The organism is Citrobacter sp. T1.2D-1, assembly GCF_950098555.1.
Lineage (GTDB): Bacteria > Pseudomonadota > Gammaproteobacteria > Enterobacterales > Enterobacteriaceae > Citrobacter_A > Citrobacter_A telavivensis.
In genome coordinates this window covers 167,401-185,079 of record NZ_CATNHH010000077.1, presented here as the reverse complement: position 1 = coordinate 185,079, position 17,679 = coordinate 167,401, and the positions used below count along the sequence as shown (strand labels likewise).

11 protein-coding genes are annotated in these 17,679 nt (G+C 56.1%); 10 read left to right on the top strand and 1 reads right to left on the bottom strand.

Going from position 1 to position 17,679, the window contains the following annotated elements; translation table 11 throughout:
• Positions 1 to 127: 127 nt before the first annotated feature.
• The gene (gene sseA, locus QQZ17_RS24795) at positions 128 to 976 is read right to left on the bottom strand and encodes a 3-mercaptopyruvate sulfurtransferase (RefSeq protein ID WP_152402946.1); all 849 of its coding nucleotides are present in this window, start codon (positions 974 to 976) and stop codon (positions 128 to 130) included.
• Between the two features lie 207 nt (positions 977 to 1,183).
• On the opposite strand from sseA, the gene QQZ17_RS24790 reads away from it, so the two are divergent.
• From QQZ17_RS24790 to der, 10 genes are all read left to right on the top strand, one after another.
• Complete coding sequence (locus QQZ17_RS24790; protein ID WP_152402948.1) at positions 1,184 to 6,127, top strand: alpha-2-macroglobulin family protein; 4,944 nt, start codon at positions 1,184 to 1,186, stop codon at positions 6,125 to 6,127.
• Positions 6,128 to 8,440, top strand: a complete 2,313-nt coding sequence (gene pbpC, locus QQZ17_RS24785; RefSeq protein WP_152402949.1) for a peptidoglycan glycosyltransferase PbpC — start codon at positions 6,128 to 6,130, stop codon at positions 8,438 to 8,440. It begins immediately after the preceding gene.
• Positions 8,441 to 8,575: 135 nt separating this feature from the next.
• The gene (gene ndk, locus QQZ17_RS24780) at positions 8,576 to 9,007 is read left to right on the top strand and encodes a nucleoside-diphosphate kinase (RefSeq protein WP_046485030.1); all 432 of its coding nucleotides are present in this window, start codon (positions 8,576 to 8,578) and stop codon (positions 9,005 to 9,007) included.
• A gap of 209 nt (positions 9,008 to 9,216) precedes the next feature.
• Positions 9,217 to 10,383 (top strand): bifunctional tRNA (adenosine(37)-C2)-methyltransferase TrmG/ribosomal RNA large subunit methyltransferase RlmN, encoded by a 1,167-nt coding sequence (locus QQZ17_RS24775; RefSeq protein ID WP_152402952.1) that lies wholly within the window; start codon positions 9,217 to 9,219, stop codon positions 10,381 to 10,383.
• A gap of 287 nt (positions 10,384 to 10,670) precedes the next feature.
• Entirely contained in the window at positions 10,671 to 11,663 is a 993-nt protein-coding gene (gene rodZ, locus QQZ17_RS24770) for a cytoskeleton protein RodZ (protein ID WP_152402954.1), read from the top strand.
• A 26-nt stretch (positions 11,664 to 11,689) separates the two neighbouring features.
• Positions 11,690 to 12,808 carry a flavodoxin-dependent (E)-4-hydroxy-3-methylbut-2-enyl-diphosphate synthase gene (gene ispG / locus QQZ17_RS24765; RefSeq protein ID WP_042999832.1) on the top strand — a complete coding sequence of 373 codons (1,119 nt, stop codon included), beginning with the start codon at positions 11,690 to 11,692 and terminating at the stop codon, positions 12,806 to 12,808.
• A gap of 110 nt (positions 12,809 to 12,918) precedes the next feature.
• Positions 12,919 to 14,193: a histidine--tRNA ligase gene (gene hisS / locus QQZ17_RS24760; protein WP_152402956.1), complete on the top strand. Its 1,275-nt coding sequence runs from the start codon at positions 12,919 to 12,921 to the stop codon at positions 14,191 to 14,193.
• Between the two features lie 13 nt (positions 14,194 to 14,206).
• On the top strand, positions 14,207 to 14,827 hold the full coding sequence (locus QQZ17_RS24755) for a YfgM family protein (protein ID WP_152402959.1): 621 nt from the start codon (positions 14,207 to 14,209) through the stop codon (positions 14,825 to 14,827).
• A 10-nt stretch (positions 14,828 to 14,837) separates the two neighbouring features.
• Entirely contained in the window at positions 14,838 to 16,016 is a 1,179-nt protein-coding gene (gene bamB / locus QQZ17_RS24750; protein WP_152402961.1) for an outer membrane protein assembly factor BamB, read from the top strand.
• Between the two features lie 118 nt (positions 16,017 to 16,134).
• Positions 16,135 to 17,607: a ribosome biogenesis GTPase Der gene (gene der / locus QQZ17_RS24745; RefSeq protein ID WP_152402963.1), complete on the top strand. Its 1,473-nt coding sequence runs from the start codon at positions 16,135 to 16,137 to the stop codon at positions 17,605 to 17,607.
• Positions 17,608 to 17,679 lie beyond the last annotated feature (72 nt).

Sequence of the window (17,679 nt, the reverse complement as noted above, 5' to 3'; positions counted from 1 at the left end):
GTGTGCCTGCGTTGCTATGGCAACACAGCCAGCTGGAAAGGCCGCGAACCGGACCAGCACAAAAAAACCGCTCAAACGTTAGAGCGGTTTTTTTGTGGGCGAGACAGACTAATAAATCAGAATTTATTTAGTTTCCGCCGGGTTCAACCGGTAAATCCGCACGGGCTCCCCATTCGCTCCATGCGCCGTCATACAGCGCGACGTCTGGCACGTCCAGCGTCGTCAGCGCCAGTACAACAACCGCAGCTGTCACGCCGGAACCACAGCTGGCAATGATCGGTCTGTCAAAACTGACCCCGTGGCGAAAGAAGATGGCATCCAGTTCGTCGGTTGTTTTCAGTTCACCGTCCTGAACCAGTTCTGTCCACGGCACGTTTAAGGCACCAGGCACATGACCGCGTCTGAGACCCGGACGCGGCTCGTCGGCTTCGGCATTAAACCGTGCTGCCGGGCGGGCATCGACAATCTGTGCGCTTTTTTCGTGGCTGGCGAGCAACACGTCGGTGACGCGTACTACGGCTTCAGGAGTAAACGCCGCATCAAAGTCGCCTTCCGGTAGTTCGACGTTGCCTTCCTGTAGCGGCAATTCATCACGTTGCCAGCCAGCCAGGCCCCCTCCCAGAATGGATACATTCTCCACGCCAAAGGTTCGCAGCATCCACCACGCGCGCGGGGCGGAGAACAGATTTCCCTCATCATAAACAATCAGATGTTTATCCTGATCTACCCCCAGTTCACGCATCGCAACGGCGAAGCTTTCCGGGCGCGGCATCATATGCGGCAGCGGTGAGGTGTGGTCGGAGAGCGCTTCGATATCAAAAAACACCGCGCCCGGGATGTGTCCCGCGCGATACTCTTGCGCAACGTCGCGGTCTTCCTGTCCTGGCGGCGCCATACGGGCGTCGATAATTTGAATCTGCGGATCGTCAATATGCTCGGCAAGCCAGTCGGCGGCGACAAAAAAGGCAGTAGTCATGGGTATCTCCATGTTTATCAGGTGTCCGGCAAATTGTCGGGCCTTTGCCAACAGGGGACAAGTAAAAGAGGCCGATTTGTCTGGTGATCCCACACTTCTTAATTAAATTCGGACTCGATGGGTGGGATAGAGACTTACACAAAGTGAAATCTCACGCATAATAACGGTTCTACGTTGCTAACGGGCCATGCTGGCCAGGGATTAAAAATGAAACACATACGCGTAGTCGCCTGCATGTTAATGCTGGCGCTGGCAGGGTGCGACAACAACGATAAAGCACCGACGGTGGCGAAAAACGACGCCCCCGCCGCGCAACCCGCTGCGGAAAAGAAAGCGGACAAAGATACCGCGCAGTTGCAGAAACTGGCCCAACAGAGTGAAGGCAAAGCGCTGACGCTGCTGGATGCCTCTGAGGTGCAACTGGACGGTGCATCCACCCTGGTGCTGACCTTCTCCATCCCGTTAGATCCTGAACAGGATTTTGCCCGTGTTATCCACGTGGTGGATAAAAAAAGCGGCAAAGTCGATGGCGCGTGGGAGCTGTCGCCGAATCTGAAAGAGTTGCGCTTACGTCACCTGGAACCCAATCGCGAACTGATTGTGACCATTGAGCGCGATCTCAGAGCGCTGAACAAAGCGATTTTCGAAATCAACTATGAGAAAAGCCTGACCACGCGTGATATCCAGCCCAGCGTGGGCTTTGCCAGCCGCGGTTCGCTGCTGCCGGGTAAAGTGGTGGAAGGTTTACCGGTGATGGCGCTTAACGTGAACAACGTAGACGTTAACTTTTTCCGCGTGAAGCAGGAATCGCTGGCGGCCTTTGTCAGCCAGTGGGAGTACCGAAATTCTCTGTCCAACTGGGAATCTGACAATCTGCTGAAAATGGCGGATCTGGTCTATACCGGTCGTTTCGATCTCAATCCCGCGCGTAACACCCGCGAAAAACTCCTTCTACCACTGAGCGAGATTAAACCGCTGCAGCAGGCCGGTGTCTACGTTGCGGTGATGACCAAAGCCGGGCAGTACGAGTACAGCAACGCTGCAACGTTATTCACGCTCAGCGATATCGGCGTGTCGGCGCATCGCTACCAGAGTCGGCTCGATGTGTTTACGCAAAGCCTGGAGAATGGTACCGCGCAGCAGGGCGTGGAGGTTGCCTTGCTGGATGAGAAAGGGCAGACCCTGGCGAAGGCAACCAGCGATGCGAAAGGCCATGTCCAGCTCGAAAATAACCCAAACGCCGCGCTGCTGCTGGCGCGTAAAGAGGGGCAAACCACGCTGCTGGATCTGAAACTCCCGGCGCTGGATTTAGCGGAATTCGATATCGCCGGGGATCCCGGTTATAGCAAGCAGTTTTTTATGTTTGGCCCGCGCGATCTGTATCGTCCCGGCGAGACGGTGATCCTCAATGGTCTGCTGCGCGACAGTGACGGCAAGACGCTGCCCGATCAGCCGGTGAAGCTGGAAGTGGTTAAGCCGGACGGTCAGGTAATCCGTACTGTGGTCAGTCAGCCGGAGAACGGGTTGTATCGCTTTACGTATCCGCTGGACAGCGGCGCGCCGACTGGAATGTGGCACATTCGCGCCAACACGGGGGATAACCAGACCCGGATGTGGGATTTCCACGTTGAAGATTTCATGCCGGAGCGGATGGCACTGAATCTCACCGGTCAAAAAATGCCTTTGTCGCCGTCTGACAAGGTGACGTTCTCGGTGGTCGGCTACTACCTTTACGGTGCCCCGGCGAACGGCAATGCGTTGCAGGGACAATGGTACCTACGCCCGCTGCGTGATGCGGTACCGTCATTGCCTGGCTTCCAGTTTGGCAATATCGCCGAGGAAAACCTGTCACGCAGTCTCGATGAAGTACAACTGACGCTGGACGAAACCGGGCGTGGCGACATCAGCACCAACAGCGAATGGCGTGAAACCCACTCGCCGTTGAAGGTGATTTTGCAGGCCAGTCTGCTGGAGTCCGGTGGTCGTCCCGTTACGCGTCGCGCTGAACAGGCTATCTGGCCGGCAGATACGTTACCGGGTATCCGTCCGCAATTTGCGGTGAAAGCAGTGTATGACTACCGCACCGATACCACGGTGAATCAGCCGATTGTCGATGAAGATAGCAACGCCGCCTTTGACATTGTCTATGTCGATGCCCAGGGCGAGAAGAAAGCGGTCTCCGGATTACAGGTGCGTTTGATTCGTGAGCGTCGCGACTACTACTGGGACTGGCTGGAAAGCGAAGGCTGGCAGTCGCGCTTTGATCAAAAAGATCTGGTGGAAGGTGAACAGACGCTGGATCTGAAAGCGGATGAAACCGGCAAAGTGACATTCCCGGTGGAATGGGGTGCTTACCGACTGGAAGTTAAAGCGCCAAACAATGCGGTCAGTAGCGTCCGTTTCTGGGCGGGCTATAGCTGGCAGGATAACAGCGATGGCAGCGGCGCGGCGCGGCCGGATCGCGTCACGCTGAAACTGGACAAACCGGCCTATCGTCCGGGCGACACGATGAAATTGCATATCGCGGCACCGGCGGCAGGGAAAGGCTATGCGATGGTGGAATCCAGCGAAGGTCCGCTGTGGTGGCAGGAAATTGATGTTCCGGCCCAGGGGCTGGATCTCTCCATTCCAGTCGATAAATCCTGGAATCGCCACGATCTGTATCTGAGCACGCTGGTGGTGCGTCCGGGCGATAAATCCCGCTCTGCAACGCCGAAACGTGCCGTGGGGCTGCTGCATCTCCCGCTGGGGGACGAAAACCGTCGTCTGGATCTGGCGCTCGAAGCCCCGGTTAAAATGCGTCCGAACCAGCCGTTGACCGTGAAGATCAAGGCCAGCAGTAAAAATGGCGAGACGCCAAAACAGGTAAATGTGCTGGTGTCGGCGGTGGACAGCGGCGTGTTGAACATTACTGATTACGTCACGCCGGATCCGTGGCAGGCGTTCTTCGGGCAAAAACGCTACGGCGCGGATATTTATGACATCTATGGTCAGGTTATTGAGGGCCAGGGGCGGCAGGCAGCACTGCGCTTTGGTGGTGATGGCGATGAACTGAAGCGCGGCGGCAAACCGCCGGTCAATCATGTGACTATTGTGGCGCAGCAGGCGCAACCGGTCATGCTGAATGAACAGGGTGAAGGCAGCGTGACGCTACCGATTGGCGATTTCAACGGCGAGCTGCGCGTGATGGCGCAGGCGTGGACGGCGGATGACTTTGGCAGCAATGAAAGCAAGACCATCGTCGCCGCCCCGATCATTGCTGAGCTGAATATGCCGCGCTTTATGGCCGGCGGTGATACTTCGCGACTGGTACTGGACGTGACCAACCTGACCGATCAATCACAATCACTGAACGTGGCGCTGACCGCCAGCGGACTGATCGAACTGGTCAGCGACCAGCCTGCGCAGGTTAGTCTGGCGCCGGGCGTGCGTACAACGTTGTTCGTTCCTGTTCGTGCGAAAGAGGGATTTGGCGATGGCGAGTTGCAGGCGACGATAAGCGGACTGAACGTGCCGGGAGAAAGCATCGGACTGCAACAGAAGCAGTGGAAGATTGGCGTACGTCCGGCATTCCCGGCGCAAACGGTCAATAACGGCGTGATGCTGCAACCGGGTGAAAGCTGGACACCTCCCGCGGAGGCGTTAGCGAATTTCTCTCCGGTTACCGTACAGGGTCAGTTGTTGTTCAGCGGTAAACCGCCGTTGAATCTGGCGCGCTACATCCGTGAGCTGAAGGCATATCCTTACGGCTGTCTGGAACAAACCACCAGCGGTCTGTTCCCGTCGCTTTATACCAATGCTGCGCAGCTAAAAGCGCTGGGCATTACGGGTGATACCGACGAGAAGCGTCGTGCGGCAATCGAAACCGGGATTTCCCGTCTGCTGCAAATGCAGCGTGACAACGGCGGATTCGCGCTGTGGGACAAAAATGGTCCGGAAGAGTACTGGCTGACAGCCTATGCGATGGATTTCCTGGTTCGGGCGGGTGAGCAGGGTTATAGCGTTCCGACAGAGGGGATCAATCAGGGTAACGCGCGTCTACTGCGTTATCTGCAGGATCCGGGGATGATGTCGATTCGCTACACCAGCGACACGCAGGCGAGCAAATTTGCCGTGCAGTCCTATGCTGCACTGGTACTGGCGCGTCAGCAGAAAGCCCCGCTTGGCGCACTGCGCGAGATCTGGGAGCGTCGCAGTCAGGCTGCTTCCGGCTTACCGCTGCTGCAACTTGGCATGGCGTTGAAAACCATGGGTGACGCGAAGCGGAGTGACGACGCGGTGATGCTGGCACTGTCTACCCCACGTCACGATGAACGTCAGTGGCTGGCCGATTACGGCAGTCCGCTTCGTGATAACGCGCTGATGCTGGCGCTGCTGGAAGAGAATAACCTGAAGCCGGATGTCCAGAACACGTTGCTGAACACGCTCTCTGAACAGGCGTTTGGTCAGCGCTGGCTGTCAACACAGGAGAATAACGCACTGTTCCTGGCCGCCCGCTCGCTACAGGATTTACCCGGTACCTGGCAGGCGCAGACCTCACTCGCGGAACAACCGCTGACGGGCGATAAAGCGCAAACCCGTAATCTGGATGCCGATCAACTCGCGGCGCTGCAGGTGACGAATAACGGTTCTCTGCCAATGTGGTTGCGTCTGGACGTGAGCGGTTATCCACAAACGATTCCGGCACCTGCCAGCAATGTGTTGCAGATTGAGCGCCATATTCTGGGAAGCGATGGGCAGAGCAAATCGCTGGAATCACTGCGCAGCGGTGAGCTGGTGTTGGTCTGGCTGGAAGTGAAAGCCAGCCAGGACGTGCCGGATGCGCTGGTGGTAGATCTGCTGCCTGCCGGACTGGAACTGGAAAACCAGAATCTGGCCAACGGCAGCGCCAGTTTGCAGGACAGCGGCAGTGAGGTACAGAATCTGCTAAATCAGATGCAGCAGGCAGATATTCAGCACGTGGAGTTTCGGGATGACCGCTTTGTCGCTGCCGTGGCGGTGAATCAGGGGCAGCCAGTAACGCTGGTCTATCTGGCGCGAGCAGTGACGCCGGGAACCTATCAGGTACCGATGCCCATGGTGGAATCAATGTATGTTCCGCAATGGCGGGCAACCGGCGCGGCTGAGGAAATACTGATTGTTAAGCCGTAAATGGGGCAATTAACCGGTAAACGCGGCGGCTGGCTTGGTCTGGTTGCCGCATCTGTTTTACTTGTTTGCGCCGTCTGGGCGGCCGATAAAATCTGGCCGCTGCCTTTGCGTGAGGTCAATCCGGCGCGGGTGGTGGTGGCGCATGACGGGACGCCGCTGTGGCGGTTTGCAGACGCGGACGGTATCTGGCGCTATCCGGTGACGGTCGAAGAGGTCTCTCCGCGCTATCTTGAGGCACTGATCAACTATGAAGACCGTTGGTTCTGGCAACATCCGGGAGTAAACCCTCTCTCTATCCTTCGCGCCGCCTGGCAGGATCTCTCCTCCGGGCGGGTGATTTCCGGTGGCAGCACGCTGACCATGCAGGTGGCGCGTCTGCTGGATCCGCATCCCCGCACGTTCGGCGGTAAGTTTCGCCAGCTCTGGCGCGCCCTGCAGCTTGAATGGCACCTCTCAAAACGCGACATCCTGACGTTGTACCTCAACCGCGCGCCGTTTGGCGGCACGTTGCAGGGGATTGGCGCGGCCAGTTGGGCTTATCTCGGTAAACCTCCGGCGCAACTCAGTTACTCTGAAGCCGCTTTACTGGCGGTATTACCGCAGGCGCCGAGCCGACTGCGTCCCGATCGCTGGCCGGATCGGGCAGAAGCGGCGCGCAACAAAGTGCTCGCGCGCATGGCGGCACAGGGGATCTGGTCGCAGCGCCAGGTTAAGGAGTCACGTGAAGAGCCTGTATGGCTGACGCCCCGCCAGATGCCGCAACTGGCGCCGCTGTTCTCGCGGATGATGCTGGGCAAAAATCAAGGCGACAAAATTGTCACTACCCTGGATGCCGGGCTGCAGCGACAACTGGAAGAGTTGGCGCAAAACTGGAAGGGCAGGCTGCCTGCGCGCAGTTCGCTGGCGATGATCGTCGTCGATCACACCGACATGAGCGTGCGTGGCTGGGTCGGCTCGGTCGATCTGAACGATGACACGCGCTTCGGTCATGTGGATATGGTTAAGGCGATTCGATCGCCTGGCTCAGTGCTGAAGCCTTTTGTTTATGGACTGGCGCTGGATGACGGATTAATCCATCCGGCGTCCTTATTGCAGGATGTGCCGCGTCGTAGCGGGGACTATCGCCCAGGTAATTTTGACAGCGGTTTTCATGGCCCCGTCAGTATGAGCGAAGCGCTGGTGCGCTCGCTGAATTTGCCAGCGGTACAGGTGCTGGAAGCCTACGGTCCAAAGCGCTTTGCCGCACAATTACGTAATATCGGGTTGCCGCTGTTCCTGCCCGCAGGCGCGGCTCCCAATCTGTCGCTTATTCTGGGAGGGGCAGGCGCACGGTTGGAGGATATGGTCGCGGGGTACAGCGCTTTTGCCCGCCACGGCAAAGCGGGAATCCTGCGTCTGCAACCGGGCGATCCGCTTGTCGAACGCACGCTAATGTCGCCGGGCGCGGCGTGGATCATCCGACGAATTTTAGCCGATGAAGCGCAACCGCTGCCGGACAGCGCGCTTCCCCGGGTAGTGCCGCTGGCATGGAAAACCGGTACCAGCTACGGCTATCGTGATGCGTGGGCGATTGGCCTCAATGCCCGTTATATCATCGGTATCTGGACGGGCAGACCGGACGGCACGCCCGTTGCCGGACAGTTCGGTTATGCCAGTGCGATCCCGCTGCTCAATCAGGTGAACAACCTGCTCTTAGCCCGCAATACCTCGCTGCCGGAAGACTCGCGACCGCAGTCGGTTACGCGTGGCGTCGTGTGCTGGCCAGGCGGACAGTCTCTTCCTCCGGGTGACAGCAATTGCCGGCGTCGTCTGGCCACCTGGCTGCTGGAGGACGCACAACCGCCCACGCTACTGCTGCCGGAACAGGAGGGGGTGAGCGGTATTCGTTTCCCTGTCTGGCTGGATAAGGCTGGTCGACGCGTTGCTGCCGATTGCCCGCAGGCGCGAGAGCAGATGCTGATTGTCTGGCCGTTGCCGCTGGAACCGTGGCTGCCCGCCGCAGAACGTCGCAGTGCGCGCTTGCCGTTGGCCTCAACGGAATGTCCGCCACACGGGCAGGATCCTGCGTTGCCGCTGTTGCTGTCAGGCGTACGTGATGGCGCTATCGTCAAACGTTTACCGGGGGCCGCTGAGGCAAGCTTAACGATTCAGAGCAGCGGCGGGGCAGGCGAGCGCTGGTGGTTCCTCAATGGTGAACCGCTGCAAGAACGTGGGCGCAGTATCACGTTGCGTCTGAGCGAAAAAGGGGACTATCAGCTACTGGCGATGGAGGCGAGCGGACAGGTTGCGACGGTGAGATTTACCCTGCAGTAGACCAGATTGACACTTTTTGTTGCTAATGCTCATCTTATTTTAAAAAAATGTTACCTTCGTCCATATGCAATAGCCGGGATGCTCTTTATAATCCGCGCCAGGTAAAACACAACAGAACATCTTTCAGAGGTAATCATGGCTATTGAACGTACTTTTTCCATCATCAAGCCAAACGCGGTGGCAAAAAACGTTATTGGTAATATCTTTGCGCGCTTTGAAGCTGCAGGGTTTAAAATTGTCGGCACCAAAATGCTGCACCTGAGCGTTGAGCAGGCGCGCGGCTTCTATGCTGAGCATGACGGCAAGCCGTTCTTCGACGGCCTGGTTGAGTTCATGACCTCGGGTCCTATCGTGGTGTCCGTGCTGGAAAGCGAAAACGCGGTACAGCGTCACCGCGATCTGCTGGGCGCAACCAACCCGGCTAACGCCCTGGCGGGTACGCTGCGTGCTGACTACGCTGACAGCTTCACCGAAAACGGTACTCACGGTTCTGATTCCGTGGAATCCGCCCAGCGTGAAATCGCCTACTTCTTTGGCGAAGGCGAAGTGTGCGCTCGCACGCGCTAATTCCCTTCATCCGGGAATTCGTCAGTGTGCCACCTTCCCGCGACGCGAAATATTCGGGAATAATTTTTCGATAAATGCCGCGTGCAAACGTGGCATCCTTGCGCCAGACTTTGTACAATGCAACGCCCCGGATGAGCCACTGCTTACCGGGGCGTTTCTTTTCAACCTCCCATGGGCCATAACGTGTAACAACGAGGCCGGAAAAAATTATGTCTGAATTAGTTAACACTTCTGAAATTATCACGCCTGCGGTTCCTGCAAAAAATGGCAAAATCAACCTGTTGGATCTGAACCGTCAGCAGATGCGCGAATTCTTTAAAGAGATGGGCGAGAAGCCGTTTCGCGCCGACCAGGTGATGAAATGGATGTACCACTATTGCAGCGACAACTTTGATGATATGACCGACATCAACAAAGTGCTGCGTAACAAGCTCAAAGAGGTGGCGGAAATCCGCGCACCGGAAGTGGTTGAAGAACAGCGCTCCTCGGATGGCACCATCAAATGGGCGATTGCCGTGGGCGATCAGCGCGTTGAAACGGTGTATATCCCGGAAGATGACCGTGCCACGCTGTGCGTCTCTTCGCAGGTAGGGTGTGCGCTGGAGTGTAAATTCTGTTCAACCGCACAGCAGGGGTTTAACCGTAACCTGCGCGTTTCTGAAATTATCGGTCAGGTCTGGCGTGCGGCGAAAATTGTCGGCGCGGCGAAAATCACCGGTCAGCGTCCGATCACCAACGTGGTGATGATGGGGATGGGTGAACCGCTGCTTAACCTGACTAACGTCGTGCCGGCCATGGAAATCATGCTTGATGATTTCGGCTTCGGTCTGTCCAAGCGTCGCGTTACGCTGTCGACCTCCGGCGTGGTGCCTGCGCTCGACAAATTAGGTGACATGATTGACGTCGCGCTGGCTATCTCGCTGCATGCGCCAAATGACGAAATTCGTGACGAAATTGTGCCCATCAACAAAAAGTACAATATCGAAACCTTCCTGGGCGCGGTTCGCCGCTATCTGGAGAAATCCAATGCCAACCAGGGACGTGTCACGATTGAATACGTCATGCTTGATCACGTTAACGACGGCACAGAACATGCGCATCAGTTGGCGGAGTTATTGAAGGATACGCCTTGTAAGATAAACCTCATCCCATGGAACCCGTTCCCGGGAGCGCCATATGGACGTAGCTCTAATAGCCGCATTGACCGTTTCTCTAAAGTGTTGATGAGCTATGGTTTTACCACTATTGTGCGTAAAACGCGGGGTGATGACATCGACGCCGCCTGTGGGCAACTGGCGGGGGATGTGATCGACCGTACAAAACGTACGCTGCGTAAGCGTATGCAGGGTGAGGCTATCGACGTTAAAACTGTCTGATGCAGAACGTGCTACAGCCTGATTTTTGTGCTGTGGCACAGTGTAATTTGCATGAGGGTCAGAGTCGTACTTGTCCGGTCAATAATAACGGTGCGTTTTTGTCGACTTTAGGGCAGTATGTACGGCGCGACAATAGTTTAGCCCTCAGGCTTAAGCTGTTTTTGTTAAGAGTCAGCAGACGGGTTTATACTGTTTGACTCAGGTTGACTGACCAGATTCTCGCGGCGTGGGTGGGCATTATGACTCGCCGGCGCCTGAACCTTAATTTTCACCAGCAGCTGTAGCGAATGAATACTGAAGCCACTCACGACCAACATGAAGCACAATCCACCGGCGTTCGTCTACGCAATGCCCGTGAACAACTCGGACTCAGCCAGCAGGCTGTCGCTGAGCGACTTTGCCTGAAGGTATCCACCGTACGCGACATTGAAGACGATAAGGCACCTGCCGATTTGGCTTCAACGTTCCTGCGTGGGTACATCCGCTCTTATGCGCGTCTGGTCCATATTCCTGAAGAAGAACTGCTACCGGCTCTGGAGAAGCAGGCACCGGTTCGAACAGCGAAAGTTGCACCGATGCAGAGCTTCTCACTAGGCAAACGCCGTAAAAAGCGCGATGGCTGGTTGATGACGTTTACCTGGCTGGTGCTGTTTGTGGTGGTCGGTCTGACGGGCGCATGGTGGTGGCAAAACCACAAAGCGCAGCAGGAAGAGATCTCCACAATGGCCGATCAATCCTCTGCTGAGCTGAACGCCAACAGCGAAAACACGCAAAGCGTGCCGCTGGATACCAGCGCAACGGCAAGCCAGGACAACACGCCGGCGTCCACCGGTCCGGCGGAGACGGCACAAACGCCTGCGCCGACGGCGGCGCCTGCGATTGACCCGCAGCAGAACGCCGTGGTCGCCCCATCTCAGGCCAACGTTGACACCGCAACAGCCACCCCTGCTACACCGGCAACGCCGGACGGCGCGGCCCCGTTGCCAACCAATCAGGCGGGCGTGGAAGCGGCTGCCGATCCGAACGCACTGGTAATGAATTTTACCGCCGACTGCTGGCTGGAAGTGAGCGATGCAACGGGCAAAAAGCTGTTCAGCGGAATGCAGCGCAAAGATGGTAATTTAAACCTGACCGGTCAGGCGCCTTATAAGCTTAAAATTGGCGCGCCGGCTGCGGTGCAGATCCAGTATCAAGGAAAACCTGTCGATCTGAGCCGTTTTATCAGAACTAACCAGGTTGCGCGTCTGACCCTAAATGCCGAACAATCACCGGCGCAGTAATAGACGGGTAACGCGGGAGATTTTTCATGCATAACCAGGCTCCAATTCAACGTAGAAAATCAACGCGTATTTACGTTGGGAATGTGCCGATTGGCGATGGTGCTCCCATCGCCGTACAGTCGATGACCAACACGCGGACCACGGATGTGGAAGCAACGGTTAATCAGATCAAAGCGCTGGAACGTGTGGGCGCTGATATTGTTCGTGTCTCCGTCCCCACGATGGATGCCGCAGAAGCCTTCAAACTGATCAAGCAACAGGTTTCGGTTCCGCTGGTCGCCGACATTCACTTCGACTACCGTATTGCGCTTAAAGTGGCGGAGTACGGCGTTGATTGCCTGCGTATTAACCCTGGCAATATCGGTAACGAAGAGCGTATCCGCATGGTAGTGGATTGCGCCCGTGACAAAAACATCCCGATTCGCATTGGTGTTAACGCCGGATCGCTGGAAAAAGATCTACAGGAAAAGTACGGCGAACCGACGCCGCAGGCTTTGCTGGAATCGGCAATGCGCCATGTGGATCATCTCGATCGTCTGAATTTTGATCAGTTCAAGGTCAGTGTAAAAGCATCTGATGTTTTCCTCGCCGTTGAATCCTATCGCCTGCTGGCAAAGCAAATCGATCAACCGCTGCATTTAGGGATCACCGAAGCCGGTGGTGCGCGTAGCGGTGCGGTGAAATCGGCGATCGGTCTTGGCCTGCTGTTGTCTGAAGGGATTGGCGATACATTGCGAGTTTCGCTGGCAGCCGATCCGGTGGAAGAGATCAAAGTTGGCTTCGATATCCTGAAGTCTCTGCGCATCCGCGCTCGCGGGATCAACTTCATCGCCTGTCCGACCTGTTCGCGCCAGGAGTTTGACGTGATCGGTACGGTTAACGCGCTGGAGCAGCGTCTGGAAGACATCATTACGCCAATGGATGTCTCCATCATCGGCTGCGTGGTTAACGGGCCGGGTGAAGCGCTGGTGTCCACGCTGGGTGTGACCGGCGGCAACAAGAAAAGTGGTCTCTATGAAGATGGCGTTCGCAAAGATCGTCTGGATAATAGCGATATGATTGACCAGCTTGAAGCCCGCATTCGTGCCAAAGCGACGATGCTCGACGAAGCACAGCGTATTAACGTGCAGCAGGTTGAAAAATAATAACGTGATGGGAAGCGGCGTGCTTCCCGTGTATGATTGAACCCGCATGGCTCCCGTATCGCTCGGGGAAGCGCTGAGGGTTCATTTTTATATTCAGAAAGAGAATAAACGTGGCAAAAAACATTCAAGCCATTCGCGGCATGAACGATTATCTGCCTGGCGAAACCGCCATCTGGCAGCGCATTGAAGGCACACTCAAAAACGTGCTCGGCAGCTACGGTTACAGTGAAATCCGCTTGCCGATTGTAGAGCAGACCCCGTTATTCAAACGCGCGATCGGCGAAGTGACCGACGTGGTTGAAAAAGAGATGTACACCTTTGAGGACCGCAATGGCGATAGCCTGACGCTGCGTCCGGAAGGGACGGCGGGCTGTGTACGCGCCGGCATCGAACATGGTCTCCTGTACAATCAGGAACAGCGTCTGTGGTACATCGGGCCGATGTTCCGCCACGAGCGTCCGCAGAAAGGGCGCTATCGTCAGTTCCATCAGTTGGGCGCCGAAGTTTTTGGTCTGCAAGGACCGGACATTGATGCCGAACTGATCATGTTAACCGCGCGCTGGTGGCGTGAACTGGGTATCGCTGAGCATGTCAATCTGGAACTGAACTCCATTGGTTCTCAGGACGCACGTGCAAACTATCGCGATGCGCTGGTGGCGTTCCTGGAACAGCACATTGAGAAACTGGACGAAGATTGCAAACGTCGCATGTACTCCAATCCACTGCGCGTCCTGGATTCAAAAAATCCGGACGTTCAGGCGCTGCTCAACGATGCTCCTCAGCTTGGCGACTATCTGGATGACGATTCCCGCGAGCACTTTGCGGGTCTGTGCAAACTACTGGAAGCCGCAGGCATTGCCTACACCGTCAACCAGCGTCTGGTGCGCGGCCTCGACTACTACAACCGCACCGTATTCGAGTGGGTCACCAACAGTCTGGGGTCTCAAGGTACGGTCTGTGCGGGCGGTCGTTATGACGGACTGGTAGAGCAACTCGGTGGTCGCGCGACCCCGGGGGTAGGCTTTGCAATGGGTCTGGAGCGACTTGTTTTACTGGTTCAGGCAGTTAATCCGGAATTTAAAGCCGATTCTGTTGTCGATATATACCTGGTCGCTTCAGGCGCGGATACGCAGTCTGCGGCAATGACACTGGCTGAGCGCGTGCGTGATGAAATCCCGGGCGTGAAGCTGATGACAAACCACGGCGGCGGCAACTTTAAGAAACAGTTTGCCCGAGCTGACAAATGGGGCGCCCGCGTTGCTCTGGTGCTTGGCGAGTCCGAAATGGCTGCCGGCACCGTTGTAGTGAAGGATTTGCGCTCCGGTGAGCAAACTGAGGTGGCACAGGACAGCGTTGCCGCCCATTTGCGCACGTTAATGGCTTAAGGAGAAGGACTGCGTGGAAATTTACGAGAACGAAAACGACCAGGTCGATGCGATTAAACGCTTCTTTGCCGAAAACGGCAAAGCCCTGGCTGTTGGGGTTATTTTAGGTGTTGGAGCGCTGGTTGGCTGGCGCTACTGGAACAGTCATCAGACTGAGTCCGCACGCTCTACTTCTCTGTCATATCAAACTGTAGTGAGTTCGCTCAGTGCGGGTAAAGCAGAAGACCTGTCTGCAGCGGAGAAATTTGCCGCAGACAACAAGAACGCCTACGGCGCGTTAGCGTCGATGGAACTGGCGCAGCAGTTTGTCGATCAGAATCAACTTGAGAAAGCCGCAGCCCAGCTTCAGCAGGGACTGGCCGCCACGAGTGATGAGAATCTTAACGCGGTGATCACGCTGCGTCTTGCTCGCGTTCAGGTTCAACTCAAGCAGGCGGACACGGCGCTAAAAACCCTTGATAGCGTGAAGGGTGAAGGATGGGCAGCAATTGTTGCCGATCTGCGCGGCGAAGCGCTGCTGAGCAAAGGTGATAAACAAGGTGCGCGTAGTGCATGGGAAGCGGGCGTGAAAAGTAATGCCTCCCCGGCACTGAGCGAAATGATGCAGATGAAAATCAATAATTTGTCCATCTGAGAGGGACCCGATGCAATTGCGTAAATTACTTCTGCCAGGGCTGCTTTCCGTTACCCTGTTGAGCGGCTGTTCACTGTTTAGTGGCGAAGAAGACGTTGTAAAAATGTCCCCATTACCGGTGGTTGAAAATCAGTTTACCCCGTCTACGGTCTGGAGCACTTCTGTAGGCAACGGTATCGGTGATTTCTATTCCAACCTCCACCCGGCGTATGCCGATAACGTGGTCTACGCTGCCGATCGGGCTGGCGTGGTGAAAGCGTTGAATGCTGATGACGGTAAAGAAGTTTGGTCGGTTAACCTGGGCGAGAAAGATGGCTGGTTCTCACGCTCGTCGGCGCAGTTGTCTGGCGGCGTAACGATTGCTGGCGGTCACGTTTATCTTGGCAGCGAAAAAGCGCAGGTTTACGCGCTGAACGCGGCGGACGGTACGGTTGCGTGGCAAACCAAAGTGGCGGGCGAAGCGCTCTCTCGTCCGGTAGTCAGCGACGGAATGGTGCTGATTCATACCAGCAACGGTCAGTTGCAGGCCCTGAATGAAGCCGACGGCGCCATTAAGTGGACCGTGAACCTGGATATGCCGTCTCTGTCGCTGCGTGGCGAATCTGCGCCGGCAACCGCCTTTGGTGCAGCCATCGTCGGTGGTGATAATGGTCGCGTAAGTGCCGTGCTGATGCAGCAAGGCCAGATGATTTGGCAGCAGCGTATTTCTCAGGCTACCGGCTCTACCGAGATCGACCGTCTGAGCGATGTGGATACCACGCCGGTTATCGTCAATGGCGTCGTTTACGCCCTGGCTTATAATGGTAACCTGACCGCGCTGGATCTGCGCAGTGGCCAGATCATGTGGAAACGTGAACTGGGCTCGGTGAATGACTTTATCGTCGACGGCAACCGTATCTACCTGGTGGATCAGAATGACCGCGTACTGGCGCTGACTACCGATGGCGGCGTAACGCTGTGGACGCAGAGCGATCTGCTGCACCGTCTGCTGACTTCCCCGGCGTTGTATAATGGCAACCTGGTGGTAGGGGATAGCGAAGGTTACCTGCACTGGCTTAATGTCGAAGACGGCCGTTTTGTGGCTCAGCAGAAAGTAGACAGCTCTGGCTTCCTGACCGAACCGGTCTCTGCCGATGGCAAACTGCTGATCCAGGCCAAAGACGGTACCGTGTACTCTATTACACGTTAATCGTCCTGGTCGTACGCTTTAAAAAACGGCTCCTGGTGCAGGGGCCGTTTTCCTGTTTTTAACAACAGCGCAAAAATGGCGGCTGTTGTCTGATGATTTTTAAAATGAGGCTTTAAACATGGTACCTGTGGTCGCGCTTGTCGGGCGCCCTAACGTCGGAAAATCCACGTTATTTAACCGTCTAACTCGCACCCGAGATGCGCTGGTTGCGGATTTCCCGGGTCTGACTCGTGACCGTAAGTACGGTCGTGCGGAGATTGAAGGTCGTGAGTTTATCTGTATCGATACCGGTGGTATTGATGGCACTGAAGATGGCGTAGAAACGCGTATGGCGGAGCAGTCGCTGCTGGCGATTGAAGAGGCGGATGTAGTGCTGTTCATGGTTGATGCGCGTGCTGGCCTGATGCCAGCCGATGAAGCTATCGCCCAGCATTTACGCTCCCGTGAAAAACCGACGTTCCTGGTCGCCAACAAAACGGACGGACTCGATCCGGATCAGGCCATCGTTGATTTCTACTCGCTGGGTCTGGGTGAAATTCACCCGATCGCCGCGTCTCATGGTCGTGGCGTGCTCAGTTTGCTGGAACACGTTCTGCTGCCGTGGATGGATGATGCCGCGCCGCAGGAAGAGGTGGATGAAGACGCCGAATACTGGGCGCAGTTCGAAGCCGACGAGAACGGTGAAGAAGAGCCGGAAGATGACTTCAATCCGCAGGACCTGCCGATCAAACTGGCGATTGTCGGTCGCCCGAACGTCGGTAAGTCCACACTGACTAACCGTATTCTGGGTGAAGACCGCGTGGTGGTTTACGACATGCCAGGGACTACCCGTGACAGTATTTATATCCCGATGGAACGTGATGAGCGCGAGTATGTGCTGATCGATACCGCCGGGGTGCGTAAGCGTGGCAAGATCACCGATGCGGTGGAAAAGTTCTCGGTTATCAAAACATTACAGGCAATTGAAGACGCTAACGTGGTGATGCTGGTGATTGATGCTCGTGAGGGTATTTCTGACCAGGATCTGTCTCTGCTGGGCTTCATCCTCAATAGTGGGCGCTCACTTGTTATCGTGGTGAATAAGTGGGACGGACTGACTCAGGAAGTGAAAGAGCAGGTGAAAGAGACGCTGGACTACCGTCTGGGCTTTATCGACTTCGCGCGCGTGCACTTTATCTCTGCGCTGCACGGCAGCGGTGTCGGTAACCTGTTTGAATCCGTCCGTGAAGCGTATGACAGCTCCACCCGCCGCGTCAGTACGGCGATGCTGACCCGTATCATGACGATGGCGGCTGAAGATCACCAGCCACCGCTGGTCCGTGGCCGTCGCGTGAAGCTGAAATATGCCCATGCGGGGGGATATAATCCACCGATCGTGGTGATTCACGGTAACCAGGTCAAAGACCTGCCGGATTCCTATAAGCGCTACCTGATGAACTACTTCCGTAAATCGCTGGAAGTGATGGGGACGCCGATTCGCATTCAGTTTAAAGAGGGTGAGAACCCGTACGCCAATAAGCGCAATACGCTGACTCCAACCCAGATGCGTAAGCGTAAGCGTCTGATTAAGCACATCAAGAAAAGTAAGTAATAACTTACCTGCCAGGCAGGTAACCCCCAAAAAGCCCGCACCCGTCGGGCTTTTTGGTATCTTTCCGTCTAC

What these genes read in the sequence shown, in the direction of transcription:
- sseA (WP_152402946.1), bottom strand. Translation starts at nt 976, where the DNA reads ATGACTACTGCCTTTTTTGTCGCCGCCGACTGGCTTGCCGAGCATATT.
- QQZ17_RS24790 (WP_152402948.1), top strand. Translation starts at nt 1,184, where the DNA reads ATGAAACACATACGCGTAGTCGCCTGCATGTTAATGCTGGCGCTGGCA.
- pbpC (WP_152402949.1), top strand. Translation starts at nt 6,128, where the DNA reads ATGGGGCAATTAACCGGTAAACGCGGCGGCTGGCTTGGTCTGGTTGCC.
- ndk (WP_046485030.1), top strand. Translation starts at nt 8,576, where the DNA reads ATGGCTATTGAACGTACTTTTTCCATCATCAAGCCAAACGCGGTGGCA.
- QQZ17_RS24775 (WP_152402952.1), top strand. Translation starts at nt 9,217, where the DNA reads ATGTCTGAATTAGTTAACACTTCTGAAATTATCACGCCTGCGGTTCCT.
- rodZ (WP_152402954.1), top strand. Translation starts at nt 10,671, where the DNA reads ATGAATACTGAAGCCACTCACGACCAACATGAAGCACAATCCACCGGC.
- ispG (WP_042999832.1), top strand. Translation starts at nt 11,690, where the DNA reads ATGCATAACCAGGCTCCAATTCAACGTAGAAAATCAACGCGTATTTAC.
- bamB (WP_152402961.1), top strand. Translation starts at nt 14,838, where the DNA reads ATGCAATTGCGTAAATTACTTCTGCCAGGGCTGCTTTCCGTTACCCTG.
- der (WP_152402963.1), top strand. Translation starts at nt 16,135, where the DNA reads ATGGTACCTGTGGTCGCGCTTGTCGGGCGCCCTAACGTCGGAAAATCC.